At 51.8% G+C, this 14,658-nt stretch carries 6 protein-coding genes; all 6 read right to left on the minus strand.

The genetic code is table 11. The features are described 5' to 3' along the window. A partial coding sequence (locus tag WMW72_RS23195) for a DUF7601 domain-containing protein (RefSeq protein WP_341417959.1) occupies positions 1–7,441 on the minus strand: 7,441 nt, incomplete at its 3' end. Between the two features lie 472 nt (positions 7,442–7,913). Next, complete coding sequence (locus tag WMW72_RS23200) at positions 7,914–10,121, minus strand: hypothetical protein (RefSeq protein ID WP_341417960.1); 2,208 nt, start codon at positions 10,119–10,121, stop codon at positions 7,914–7,916. Positions 10,122–10,141: 20 nt separating this feature from the next. After that, the gene (gene glmU / locus WMW72_RS23205; protein ID WP_341417961.1) at positions 10,142–11,158 is read right to left on the minus strand and encodes a bifunctional UDP-N-acetylglucosamine diphosphorylase/glucosamine-1-phosphate N-acetyltransferase GlmU; all 1,017 of its coding nucleotides are present in this window, start codon (positions 11,156–11,158) and stop codon (positions 10,142–10,144) included. Continuing rightward, complete coding sequence (locus tag WMW72_RS23210; protein ID WP_341417962.1) at positions 11,155–11,322, minus strand: hypothetical protein; 168 nt, start codon at positions 11,320–11,322, stop codon at positions 11,155–11,157. The genes glmU and WMW72_RS23210 overlap by 4 nt, the downstream gene beginning before the upstream one ends. Before the next feature lie 89 nt (positions 11,323–11,411). Continuing rightward, positions 11,412–13,244, minus strand: coding sequence for a glutamine--fructose-6-phosphate transaminase (isomerizing) (gene glmS, locus WMW72_RS23215; RefSeq protein WP_341417963.1), 1,833 nt, complete (start codon positions 13,242–13,244; stop codon positions 11,412–11,414). A gap of 48 nt (positions 13,245–13,292) precedes the next feature. Next, positions 13,293–14,657, minus strand: a complete 1,365-nt coding sequence (locus tag WMW72_RS23220) for a nucleotide sugar dehydrogenase (protein WP_341417964.1) — start codon at positions 14,655–14,657, stop codon at positions 13,293–13,295. Position 14,658: the final 1 nt, after the last annotated feature.

Raw genomic sequence — 14,658 nt, forward strand, 5'->3', positions numbered from 1 at the left:
CGCCGTTGCCTGCTCCGGGGTTGCCGTTACCTGCTCCGGGGTTGCTGTTACCAGTTCCGGGGTTGGCGTTGCCGGTTCCGGGGTTACCGTTGCCTGCTCCGGGGTTGCCGTTGCCTGCTCCAGGGTTGCCGTTGCCTGCTCCAGGGTTGCCGTTGCCTGCTCCGGGGTTGCCGTTGCCTGCTCCGGGGTTGCCGTTGCCAGGTTCAGGGCTGCCGTTGCCGGGCTCAGAACCATCGGAACTTAACGGCTTCAACTGCACATCATAGCGTACAATGTCGATTCCGACCGAGATGGTTGCACTCACATGCGTCTCATAACCGGCTTTCGTTACAATCAGGTAGTAGTCCGTGTCCGGGAACACCATGTACGCATAGGAGCCGGTTGCATCGCTGTTCTGACTTGGGCTGGCGTTATCGTTGGGTTCAAAGCCCGGAATCGCAGGCAGCGTGACTGTCGTCCCTGGCACGATGCCGTTCGCCCTGTTCCTAGGCGTATCCGCATAGTACAGTGTCACTCTAGCTCCTGCGATGGCTGCGCCAGTCTTTGCGTCCGTAATGATGCCATACGGGTCAACGAGCTCCTGCGAAATATTCAATTCGCCGTTCGCCTTCACATCGAGCTTTGCATCTCGAATGAGCGTCAATTCTTTGCCCCGTGCAACCTCGTAACGCACTTCCATTTTATAGCTCTCCGCAGCTAGGCCATCCACGAAGAATGAACCGTCAGGCTGCAAGCTGAATGCTTTGGGAGCGCCGTTCTGATCCACCATATAGTTGCCGTTCGCATCCCGCAAATAAATGCGCATCTTATTAGCGAGCGCGCTCTTCATCAGCGAAGAATGCCCTTCGGGCTGCTTCACGAGCACGATGCCTACAGCCGTAATGTGCGCCGGAACCACTTCCCCGCCCTTCACATTGCTGTCAACCACTGCTTTTTGCGTGAAGGTAATCGACTCATCAACGCCATTGATTTTGATCTTTTTCGGGAAGCTGATCGTATAGTCTCCACCATACGCCACAGGGAGGAAATACGCGCCTGCGGCATCGGTCGTGATCGTGTGCTTCTCGCCGTTCGTATCGTTTGTAATCACAATGGTCGCATTCGGAATCACTTCGCCTGTGGTGTTGTCCCGCAGCACCCCGACGATTGCCGCCGGCATGGCGGTTACATTCGCGGTGGCGGTCAAGATTCCTTCTGTCAGACTGTTCACCTTGGCCGTGATGATGTGATCCTCAGGCGTTGTTGCGCCCAGCTTTGGCGGTGTATAAGAGATCACCGCTCTTCCTTGCTCATCAGTCGTAGCCTTTACTTCCGATTGGTCCGGCAATGTAAAGACGACTTCCCGATTCACAACCGGATTGCCTGCATAATCGGTCAACGTAGCCGTCAGCTGCGAAGGCGTTTTACCGTCGCCGGGAACTGCTGCAGGATCTGCCGTCAGCGTCAGCTTGCCCGGGAGATACTTCGCATTGACGAAGCGAGCTTCGGAAATCTGCTTCTCCACAATCGTGCCGCTATGCGTCAGCCCCACTGGGTTTGTTGTGTAACCCTCGACCGAATAATCGGTTTCGGTAACGGTATAAGTCGTACCCGTAAGAATGTCGGTTTCGGCAATAGCGACGGTTTCCCCATGTTTGAGAGAGATGGTGCCGCCGGATTTCATTTTTCCTGTAGTGCCGTCCGATTTCGTATAAGCATACTCTTCATTTGCACCCGTGCCGTCGAACGTGACGGTGAACACAAATGCCTTATCCTTATCCGCACCGCTGCCTTCCACCGTCTGCCCGATCAGCAGACCGCCGAACAGCAGCCGTGTGTTGACAAACTCCGCTTGATGTACGCCATCCTCGCTGATCGTGTCGGTATGCGTCCGATCTGGCCAATTCGTCGTATAACCGTCAGCTGTATAATCGGTTTCGATGACGGTGTAGGTCAGACCTTTCGGCAATTTCGGGAACTTAATTTGCTCACCGTGCTTCAGATGGATCGTATCCCCGCTCTTGAGGCTGCCCGATGGAGCGCCCGTTCCGGTATAAGCATAGCTTGCGTCCTTGCCTTCGCCATCGAAGGTGACGGTGAACTCGAACGCCTTATCCGGCTGTCCGCCGTTGCCAGCGACCTTCTGCCCGATCGTCAGACTGCCGTACACCATCCGCGTATTGACGAACAACGCTTTATGCGTGCCGCCCTCCGCGATCGTACCGGTATGCGCCAGGCCCGTCGGGTCAGTCGTGTAACCATCTGTCGCGTAGTCAGTCTCGGTGACCGTGTAAGTTGTATCCTTAGGAATCCCGGCAATAGCGACAGTTTCCCCATGCTTGAGGGTGATCGTGCCGCCGGACTTGATCGTTCCTGCAGTACCGTCCGGCTTGGTATAAGCGTACTCTCCGCTTGCGCCCTCCCCACCGAAAGTGACGGTGAACTCGAACGCCTTATCCGGCTGTCCGCCATTGCCCATTACCTTCTGGCCGATCAGCAGCTTGCCCGGGAGATACTTCGTATTGACGAAGCGAGCTTCGGAAATCTGCTTCTCCACAATCGTGCCGCTATGCGTCAGCCCTGCTGGATTTGTTGTGTAACCCTCGGCCGTATAATCAGTTTCGGTAACCTTATAAGTCGTACCCGTAAGAATGTCGGTTTCGGCAATGGCGACGGTTTTCCCATGCTTGAGAGAGATCGTATCGCCGGATTTCATTTTTCCTGTAGTGCCGTCCGATTTCGTATAGGTATACTCTTCACTTGCACCCGCACCGCCGAACGTGACGGTGAACACAAATGCCTTATCCTTATCCGCGCCGCCGCCTTCCACCGTCTGCCCGATCAGCAGACCGCCGAACAGCAGCCGTGTGTTGACAAACTCCGCTTGATGTACGCCACCCTCGCTGATCGTGTCGGTATGCGTCCGATCTGGCCAATTCGTCGTATAACCGTCGGATGTATAATCCGTTTCGACGACGGTGTAGGTCAGACCTTTCGGCAATTTCGGGAACTTAATTTGCTCACCGTGTTTCAGACGGATCGTGTCCCCGCTCTTGAGGCTGCCGGATGCAACGCCTGTTCCGGTATAGGCATAGCTTGCGTCCTTGCCTTCGCCGTCGAAGGTGACGGTGAACTCGAACACCTTATCCGGCTGTCCGCCGTTGCCAGCGACCTTCTGCCCGATCGTCAGACTGCCATACACCATCCGCGTGTTGACGAACAACGCTTTATGTGTGCCCCCCTCCGCGATCGTACCGGTATGCGTCAGGCTCGTCGGTTCAGTCGTGTAACCATCTGTCGTATAATCAGTCTCAGTGACGGTGTAGGTCGTATCCTTAGGAATCCTGTCCATGGTGACGGTTTCCCCATGCTTGAGGGCAATCTTGCCACCGGACTTGATCCTTCCTGTCGTACCGTCCGGCTTGGTATAAGCATATTCTCCGCTTGCACCCTCGCCACCGAAAGTGACGGTGAACTCGAACGCCTTATCCGGCTGTCCGCCGTTGCCCGTTACCGTCTGCCCGATCTGCAAACTTCCGTACACCATCCGTGTGTGGACGAACGGAGCCTTGTGGTCGCCATTCGCAACGATCGTGTCGGTAAGAATTCGATTCGTTGGGTCCGTGCTGTAGCCGCCCGGAGAGTAATCATTTCCGGTTACGGAATAGACCAGACCCTCGAGCAGGTTCGGAATGACAGCACTTTGTCCATGCTTCAGCTGGATCGTATCGCCGCTTTTGATCGTTCCACTAGTGCCATCTGGCTTGGTATAAGGATAACTCTCACCTTTGCCCTCACCCTGGAAGGTGATGGTGAACGCAAATTCCTTATTCTTATCACTCCCGTTACCTGCCACCTTATTGCTGATCGTCAGCTTGCCGGCAGCAGGAGTTGGCACAACCAGTGGATCCCCAGCGGTTACTTTCACGCCGTCTACCCAGATGGGCTTCCCGGGAGTATTTCCTACATACACCTGATAAATTCTCGTAGTGGGCAGCCACGTCGTGGTGTCAATATAGGTTTCCTTGAGCTCATAAAAGCCCGGATTCGGGAACAGCAGATTGAGCTTGCCGTCACCACCGGTTGTTCCCTTGGCGACTTGCGTTCCGCCGTCTTTCTTATACAGCGTAAACTCTACGCCCTTCAGCGGATTGCCGCTAGGGTCTACCTTTTTCAAAGGCAGCAGGGCATTGGAACCGGAACTGCCGGATACGTCCGTACTATCCAGCGTGCTTTCGCTTTTGACTCTGAGCAATTTCAGTTTGTCATCGCCCACCAGCTTGACCTCGTTGCCCATCTTGTCGCCGGCCTTCGCTTTGGTAGGATCAACCTCGGACTGGTACACAAACTGGTAATAGTTATTGGGATTGGTCATCATGAATTTCAGAACCGTCGTGCCGCCTGCGCCCGGTTCGGCTTCCACCCGAATTTCACTATTCGGGTCACTGAGATTCAGTGCTGCACCGTCCCGTTCCAGAGCACCGCTCGCAGTAAGCTTGGCACGATAAACCGCCATGCTGGGTGCTATCAGCACAAGCTTTCCGCTTTCATCCTTGCGCAGGTTCATACCTGCCCCTAGCGTGTCCTCTAAATACACGCCATTCTCCATGTGATATGGCGGGTAATAGTTCACCGTCCATTCCAGCACGCCGGGAAACGGCTTTGTTACTGACTTGCCCAGCGCCTGAATGGGCACAATGAGCTTGCGCTGTTCGGTGAGGACCTTTTCCACCCCGCCCCATGTCATGTGCAGGTCGGCTTTGTTGTACAGGACCTGCTTGTTTTTCCCTTGCGCGGTGTATTCGTCCAAATATTTCTCCAGAGCCGCATTGGAAGGTCTCGCCTTCACCAGAATGACATAAGGACCTTCCAGTTTGGAGAAGGTGAAGGTGCCTACGTTGCCGCTATGGGAGAAGTTCACCACATGAGCAGGGTCGTTCGGCTCGATGATGGACACAGCGTTGTTTCGAACCCCATAGCTGGTGCCGCTGCCATTGTCCGAATAACCTTTCCAAAGCTCAAAATTCTTCCCCTCGGTAAACGGAACGAACTCCCAGTCTACCGGCAGGGTATCCACCAGCTTCACATTGGTGATGACCCGACTTCCGCCGTCTTTCGCCATTTCGACCGTGTTGTACCCTGGCATATTTACCCCTAAGCGGAAGGTGACGGTCTTGGTCGTCCGGTCATAGGCAGAAATCGTCCATGCCTCGTTGTTATCGTCTGAGATGTAGCTGCTGGCGTTATTTGGGGTAACGTTTTCAGGCGTACCATCTGCCTTCAATGGCTTCGACGCAAAGAGCATATCCTTGTTCAGCATACGCAGGTGAAGGTTGACATCTTTTTGCGCTTGTTTGACGGTTTCGCCTTCAAAGAGCAAAGCCCGATTCCAGAGCGTTTTCCCTGTGTTAATATCCTGCCTGAAGAGGATATCCGGATTGGTCACAAGTGCGCGGAAGCTGAAGGATGCAGACTGGTCGGTGTATCCAGTCACCTTGATCAAGTCCGCCACGACTTCACCGTTCACAGTCAAAGGAATAGCCTTCATGGTCAAGCCGTTCGCGCTCTTCAGAGTACCCGCGTGGTACTGCGTCCACAGCTGCGCCGTATTTACATTTGCTTTGATTTTCGCAATCGCTTCCTTGCTGACCTCACCGGTTGCATCCACCGCCTGGTCCAGAACGCTCAGATCACCGCCATGCACCAGCACATCGTAGACCACCGCATTGGGCAGGGTATATTGTGGTGCCAGGCTGACCGTCCATGTGACGCCGCCGAGGTGAAAATCCTCCATCGCAATAGAAGCGAATTTTGTAAAAGTATGATCGCCGATAGTGACAATGGCCTCGTCAGTCACTGCGGTAGGTCTTGTACCGGTTGCTATATCGTTGTTCTGTATGCCACCCGGTGTATCCAAATTCCAGTTAGCGCGCGGGTCTATTCTAAAATTGGAGCCGTTGGTTACCTTACTCTTAATCACTAGCTCCACTTTACCGTCAATATTCCCGAAAGAATAAACGCCATTTGCATCTGGTATAATGGATGTTACTGCAGAGGCAGCATTATCTACCCATGTCTGCCGTGTGGCAGAAGTAAACTCTAGCCCATTAGGCAGTACATTGGTGATCGTAAAATCCTTTAAACCCTTTTTGTTATAGTTGTTGACAACGACTTTCCATGTGATCATTTCATTAGCGTGATCATACGAAGCGCTGGCTTGAATCCAGTCTGGAGCAAAAGAAATCTCCTGACCTGCCTCCGCCAGCTTATCATTGCCCTGTCTCAGTTCTACTTTGCCAAACATGTCCCGATAGCTGCGCCCCAGATTGCTTGGCGGATTCCGGTGCTCGTAATAGTAGCCTTCCTTTGGAATCCATGTTTTATATTCGACCTTCGGATCTACCCCTGTTTCCGCTGGGAAAGTATAGGTTAACGATCCGTCCCCACCGATGCTTGGGGTTGCCTCTATACCGTTTACTTTGAATGAACCTGACACATAGATACCGCGGACATTACCATTGCCAGTATTATAAGATGAAGGGTTCGTATAGAACGTCTTCCCGTCCAGCGACAGTTTGATTGTATTATCCAACTTATCGAAGGCAGATACGGTTGACTGCCAAGTAACCGCTCCCTCAACCAATTGTGTGGCTTGAAGTCCACGATAACTATACTGATCCCACTTGATCATTCCCGGCGAGGTCAATGTGATGCTGTATGCCGCCGTGACGTCCGGATTTTTTAGCTGGTACGTTTTCCCGAACATACTAATGGGCTTTGTATCGCCGTAATCCATGCCTGACAGATCCGAATTGGCGGTGGTTTCAAAGCCGAAGGTAACGGCTCGCCCGACACCATTGAAAAAGCCTTCATCTCCGTCAAACAGAACCTTAATGCTGACCGGTGTGAAATAGGCCGTACCAAGTTTTTTCGAGCCAGATTCCGTCTGTGCCATCAATGGCTTGGTAGCCGTTGGCAACACCGCTTCTTGGAAGTGGTCTGCGCTTTTCAGTTCGATCCAGTCGCCCTTCTGAATGTACAGGCTTGGATCCGCATTAGTCGGATCCGCATCATCGCCATTCACAGGCACCTTGAGACCTTCCGACTTAAGCGTAAATGGCTGTCTGCCTTGGATGGTACCGCCGGGTGGAATAACAACAGCAGGTGTTCCCTGCTGCACCGTCAATGGAAACGGTGAATTAGCCCCCATGAGCACCGCTGTTTTGTCCGCTGGGCCTACCGTTATAGCTGCGGGTTTGCCGACCAGCACAGCATGCCCGTCCGGCACATTGTACACCGCCTCAGGTACCGACGGCCCGTTCGCATCCGACGAGCCGGGTTCGCTCACTGCTGGCGCGCTCTCCGCATATGCAAGAGCAGAGAACATCACCGTTTGCAAAATAAGCATAACCGCTAGGCAAAAAGACAGTACCGATTTACTTACACTGCGCTTTCGTTTCATTGCCAATTTCTCCTCGATTTCCCTAAATTTTTAGAAGGCAAGATCATCCGTTCCATATAACGCACAAGCAAATAGACATCACCTATTGGCTTGACCCAGCGGTCCTTTACATCTTCGAAATCTTGAGGAGTTCCAGATGACCGGGCAAGCTCCGTGGGTGTGCAGGCAGTTGATCCATGCTTAGTAACCTTCTCCCCCTTTCCGTCGACCATTTTCGCCAATCCGTTCCTGCAAATAACCGAATAGGCCAAATTACACAGCTTACTTCATCATTTTACTGCCGCGACCTATACAAGAACTATACATGCCATACTGGCGCAGTTCCTTACGCATTGGACTATTATTGGCTATCGAAACCCTATTATTTATAACTACAAATGAAATAAGCTGACGCCGGTTAAGTACCGACGCCAGCCTGCAGACTAGTGTTTTTTCAATGTCTATTTAATTGTGTTCCCGACCAGAATCAGGTTTATTTCAGCTCAATATTGGATAGTTCTTCATAAGCTTTGCGAAGAATCTCATAGCTTTGCTTCTTACGTTCATGGTACGTAGGCAGATCCCAGGATTCCCATTGATAGAATAAGGGAGATGATGATGCGTTAGAAAGCTTGCCGCTCGATTCGACGAAGGGTTCTATGCGTACCCCATCGCTAGTGACAGGTACAAGTCCATCAGCCGCATAGGGATAATTCCAAACCTGGTGACTGCTCGGATCCGTATAACCCAGCAGCATCCAAGGAATACGGATCTCCATGACATCACCGGAAGCATACCAATCGGCCAACGAATCGAAAGCAGGCGCTTCCGGATCGGTGATCCCGTACCTCATCTTCCCTACTTCATATTCTTCGATAGGAACCGTTTTCTGGCTTACGGGTAAATACTGTTCTTTGTTCAGAGTAAGCTTCCACGGCAAAAAGAGACCTAATGTATTTTGATTGTAACGAGGGTCCCACGGCAGCATCTTTTTCACGTGCCCATACAGCCAGGTATGCTGATCGTACGCGCTATTCACAAAGAGCCGGGTATCGTTTACTCCGCGCATACTCCATAAAAACTCAATGCCGTTCGTGAACTTGATGCCTGGCAATCGATCAGCGACTAGACTCCCGCCTGGCAACGTATCAAAGCCGATATCCACCTTGTCTTGAGCTAAATCCCAATCCCCATCCCGTTTCCTTACCATTATGTACAGATAGGCTTCATCATGAGACACCGTGAGATCAAAGTCTGCATAAGCTTGTTTGACCTTGTGCTTTCTCTTCTCCCAATCGCTCTTCTTCCCGTCTAACTTAATCGTGTTATCACCAGAATCCCCCGCTTCGACGGCAATGACTCCAAAGTGCTCCTCATTGGTCAAGCTATTTCTCCACAAGGACCGACGTTCCGGGGGCAGCTCCAGGTCGACCGTATTCCAGGTGTGCTTGAACCATTCATCCTGCCAAGCAAACAGCAAGGCCCCATTGTACCCTTCTTCATAGATGCTCTGAAGCATATCTGCATCCAATTGACCTTGCTCCGATTCGGTATGCATCCCCTGATTCATACCGGCGGGCCCATAATGAGCGATCCCTCTCGAGCTGGGCACACCGAATTCCGCTACAAAAATCGGGATGCCTTGATGATGAGCGCGCAGATCATGCAAATACCCCGCATAGGGGTTTATTTTGCCCTGACTATCGCGATAGCTCTGATAATTCTCCTCGTATCTCATGAAATCCGGGTAATAGGGATAAACATGATAGGCCGCAAAGTATCCTGCGGTCCAAGCATCGGTGGCCTTTACATTCATGGGATCCACAGATACCATGTCTTCTTGTTCAAGCGGCTCGTTCGGATGCGGGAGCGGATCCGTGGTTAACCAATTCGTAAACGAAACGGGGTGCTGCCAGCCATACTTCATGTCCTCCTTCGCTAATACATCCAGCATGGAGGCAAGCCAGCTTTCAAACGGAGAGGCACTTTCCTTGGCAGAGATGTACTCCCCGACATACGGCGGCATGTTCGCATGCTCCGAATTGGTAACCTGTACCATATGAGGGTGCCACTCCGTCCCCAAGATCCAGCCTAATACATAGGGCGAAACATCCGTGCGGTATTCGCCGCTTGCATGACCTCTTCGTTCGGGAAGCTTCGCATCTCCATGAATGACCCTCACGGCATCTTCGATTTCACTCATAAATTCGTTAGCAATGTCAGGTGTATACGCATCTCTTCCGCGCCGATCATCCCCTATCAATTTCTCTTCGGGAGCCCATATTCCTTGCATCATATACAAGGGCTTATCGGTGCTTTGGTTGAACTTACTCAAGGTTTCGTAAAATACGGGCGGCAGGATCGTATAGATGCGGATCACCTTGATGTTCATCTCCTGCATCTGCGTGAACCAGCGTAGATAATCCGCACGGGTCGGGGAAAGCTCCCCTGGAAAGTGTCCCGGGGTGGTGGCTCCCAGATTGATGCCCGGCCAGAAGGTCGACTTCCAGTCCGTCCCGTCATAGAGGGTAAGATGTTCGCCGTTGACTTTAGCGATGCTTCGGACTCCTTGGTCTTCAAAGATAGGTCTGGCTTTGGCTGGCTGGGTAGATAACGAAGACCAAACATCATCCCGAAAAAAGGAGACAACTGCTGCAACCAGCAGTAACGCTACGATGACAACCGTGCTGCGATGGAACATTTTTCTGCGCGCCAGCGGGGTTAGCGTGTTGATAAGAGGCCCTCCAATGGATGATCCACAGCCGTATCCGACGGACGAAGATGACTTTTCCTTAACCGGGTGTAGGAGATCATCGCTTTGCTATCCGCCTGACAATCCGACAGATCAGCCATCGGTCCGATCACGCAGTCTTCACCAATGCAGGTGCTCCCCCTAAGAAACGTTCCCGGGTGAATCACGGTGTCCGCTCCAATGACAACCTCCGCATCAATGTACGTCGAATCAGGGTCAACTAGGGTAACTCCGTTTCTCATATGCTTCTCATTGATTCGAGCGCGCAGAAGCTTTTCAACTGCAGCCAGCTGCACCCGATCGTTCACTCCCATTCCGTCCTCCACAGCCGGGGTCGGAAAAGCGGAAATGGAGCGGCCTGCTTTTCTCATGATTTCGATAACATCGGGCAAATAGTACTCGCCTTGCGCATTGTCATTCTTGACTTGCCTCAGAGCTTGGAATAACGCTTGGTTATCAAAGCAAAAGATTCCGGTGCTGACCTCCGAAACGGCTCTTTCCGTCTCGGTTGCATCCTTATGCTCCACGATCCGTTCTACAAAACCGTCGGGGGTGCGGATAATTCTTCCGTATCCCGTAGGATCGTCCAGTACCGCAGTCAGCACGACGGCCGCTGCTTGGCTTTTCTCATGCTGCTCCATGAGCTGTTCGAGGGTTTCCGATCTAATTAACGGAGTATCTCCGCTGACGATGATCGTGGCTCCCGTCTGATGCTGTAAGAGATCTTGGCTCATCAACACGGCATGTGCGGTCCCCAATTGCTTCTCCTGGAGGGCATATTGGACCGAGGAGCCCAGTTGCTCCTTCACCTGCTCGGCGCCGTGGCCGACAATCACAACAATCTGACCTCCAACGATGCCCTTCAAGCTATCGAGCACATGCTGAACCATTGGTTTGCCGCAAACGGTATGTAAGACCTTGTACTGCTTGGATTTCATCCGGGTTCCTTTGCCGGCTGCCAACACAATCGCGTAACGATTCCTCATGCTTCCTCCAACTCCGGAACATAATAGGGCTTTAATCGAACCACAATATCTTGAACAATCTCTTTCGTCCCGAGCGATTGAATCGTTTGTCCCCTCTCGCAAACCTCCAGCAAAATATCCAATATGGCTTGTTGATCCAAACCTTTTCCGGCAGCTTTTATCATCGAGAACTCCCTCTCCTCCCTAAACATTCGTCAAGAATTCCATGGCAGCAACGATCTGGCTGAACGGAATTCTTGACGATGACAACGGGTTACTCTACCGTGACGCTTTTGGCCAGGTTGCGCGGTTTGTCCACATTATGCCCAAGGGCTAGAGACGCATAATAAGAAATGAGTTGTAAAGGAATGACGGATAAAATAGGCGTAAACAAAGCCAGCGTACTTGGAACTAAGCAGACATCGTCAACGTTTCGGTGCAGCTCAACATTATCTTCCAAGGTGATTCCGAGTACTTGAGCACCACGCGCCTTGACTTCTTTAATATTGCTGACCAGCTTCTCGTAAAGCTCCGTCTGAGTAGCCAGCGCAATGACAGGAGTTCCTTCTTCGACCAATGCCAGGGTTCCATGCTTTAATTCGCCCGCCGCATAGGCCTCTGAGTGAATATAAGAAATTTCCTTCAGCTTCAGAGAGCCCTCCAGCGCTACGGCATAATCGATGCCGCGACCGATAAAGAATAAGCTGGAATGGTCCTTGATCGCCTCGGCATACATCCGAATATCGTCAGCATGCTGAAGGACGGCCTCCGTTTGTTCCGGCAATTTGCACAGAGCTTCAATCATGACCTGGCGCTCTTCTTCCGGGATCGTTTCCTTGATCTGAGCCAGGTAAATGCCGAATAAATAGAAGGCAATGAGCTGCGACGTATAAGCCTTGGTCGAGGCGACGGCAATCTCCGGCCCCGCTGCGGTCGCAATGACTTCATCCGCATCGCGGGCGATGGAGCTGCCCGCCACATTGGTAATGGCTAAGACCTTGGCGCCGAGCCGTTGGCTCTCCCGGAGAGCTGCGAGCGTATCCGCCGTCTCCCCAGACTGGCTGACCACGATAACCAACGTTCGATCCGTCACAATCGGACGGCGATATCTAAACTCGGACGCAACCTCCACCTCTACCGGGATCCGGGTCAGCTCTTCGATGACGTGCTTCCCGACCAATCCGGCATGATAGGCGGTACCGCAGGCGACAATGAAGATTTTGTCCAGCTTCTGGATTTGCTCTGAGCTCCATTGCAGACCTTCAAACACAATATGTTTACCCTCGGCGTCAATACGGTTTAATATCGTTTTCCGAAAAGCATTCGGCTGCTCGTAAATTTCCTTGAGCATAAAATGATCAAAACCGTCTTTTTCCGTTTGCTCGAGATCCCAATCCACCCGGTAAATTTCGCGCTGGACCGTTTCCCGTGTTTCAATCTTCATCAGCGCCACGTCATGCTTCGTAATGACCGCCATCTCGCCATCCTCTAGGATATAAATATCGCGAGTATGCTCAAGCACAGCGGAAATGTCGGAGCCGATGAAGTTTTCTTCCTGGCCTAGTCCAATGACGAGCGGACTCGCCAAACGAACGGCAACCAGCTTGTCCGGCTCGTACGCTGTAATCACACCGAGCGCATAGGCGCCACGCAGCTTGGACGCGGCTTTTTGAATCGTAGCCACAATATCGCCCTCATATAAGTCGGAAAGCAGGTGAACGATCACTTCCGTATCCGTCTCCGAAACGAAGGTGACTCCCTTCTCCTGAAGCTCTTGCTTGAGATCGAGATAATTCTCGATAATTCCGTTATGCACGACTGAAAATTTCCCCGTTACATCCGTATGCGGATGAGAATTCACGTCGGAGGGGCGCCCATGTGTCGCCCACCGCGTATGGCCGATCCCCAAGGAGCCCGGCACCGGTAATTGCTCCAACCGATGTTCAAGAACAGCCAAGCCCCCCTTAGACTTGGACACCTGAACTTTCTCTCCGTCATAAACCGCGATTCCAGCGGAATCATATCCCCGGTATTCCAGCTTCTTCAAGCCATGAGTCAAAATCGGCTGAGCTTGACCTTTTCCAATATATCCTACAATTCCGCACATCAGACTCTCTCCCCGCTAAGTAAGTTAGAATAAGCGATCCATTCACAATTACGCCAACAGAAGCACGTCTTGTTCTTGTTCTTCCGGCAGCTTGACGGATGTCCCAAGCTGGTAGATATGAGGGGCATCGATGCCCTCGAAGGCATTTCGTGTATCCACAATGGCTACGCCCAGATCCGCGAAGGCTTGGTAATCAAAGCTTTTGTGACCCGTTACGAGGACAAAGCAGTCATAGCTCTGCATCTTCTCCAAATCATACGGGATGGACTGGATCGTATTCCCGTGTTTATCCAAGAAGCTTTGTGCATGCGGATCAAAGTAATCGACACGCGCGCCTCTTTCTTTAAACAACTCATAGATGTGCAGGCCCGGAGATTCACGCAAATCATCAATATCCGCTTTGTAGGCCATACCAAGGACGAGGATGTTTGATTTTCGGATCGATTTGGCATAGATATTAAGAACTTGAGACGTTTTGCTGATGACGTAATCCGGCATATTGTCATTGATCGATTGGGCCAGCTCGATAAATTGACTATGGAAGCGAAAGCCTTTGGCTTTCCAGGACAAATACATCGGGTCCAGCGGGATGCAATGTCCGCCAATTCCCGGACCCGGGGCGAACGGCATATACCCGAATGGCTTCGTAGCAGCCGCTTTGATAACCTCCCAGACATTAATCCCCATCCTGTCGCACATCATAGCCATCTCATTGATGAACGCAATGTTTACACTCCGGAATGTATTTTCAAGCAGCTTCGACATTTCGGCTACCTTAGGCGAAGAGACGGTAACCACCGTTTTTACCGTGTTCCCGTATAGAAGCGAGCCAAGCTCTGCGCATTTAGGCGTCGTGCCTCCGATGACTTTAGGCGTATTGTACGTATTGAAGGAACGATTGCCCGGATCGACACGCTCTGGAGAGAAGCAGAGGAAGAAGTCTTCCCCAACCTTTAAACCAGCTCTTTCAAATTCCCATTGAATCAGCTCTTCCGTTGTACCCGGATAAGTCGTGCTCTCCAGCGTGATCAGCATGCTTTTTTTCATATGCTTTTTGATCATGCTCACTACGCTGGTTATATAAGAAGTGTCCGGGTCCTGATTTTCGCTGAGTGGTGTCGGTACGCAGATACTGATGGCATGCAGCTCCTCAAGTGCCGCATAGTCGGCAGTCGGAATGAAGCGTCCCGATTCCATGCTGGATCGAATCACTTCATCCGGCACGTCCTGGATATAGGACTGGCCCTGATTTAATTTTTCGATTTTTCTGACATCCAAATCTATACCAATAACGGTAAAGCCGCTTTTGACCATCTCCATAGCAAGCGGAAGGCCCACATACCCGAGTCCGATGACCCCGACCTTAGCTGTTTTCGATACAATAAGTTGTTTCAAATTCGAATAATTAATCATG

The organism is Paenibacillus filicis (assembly GCF_038070315.1).
Taxonomy (GTDB): Bacteria; Bacillota; Bacilli; order Paenibacillales; family NBRC-103111; genus Paenibacillus_G; species Paenibacillus_G filicis.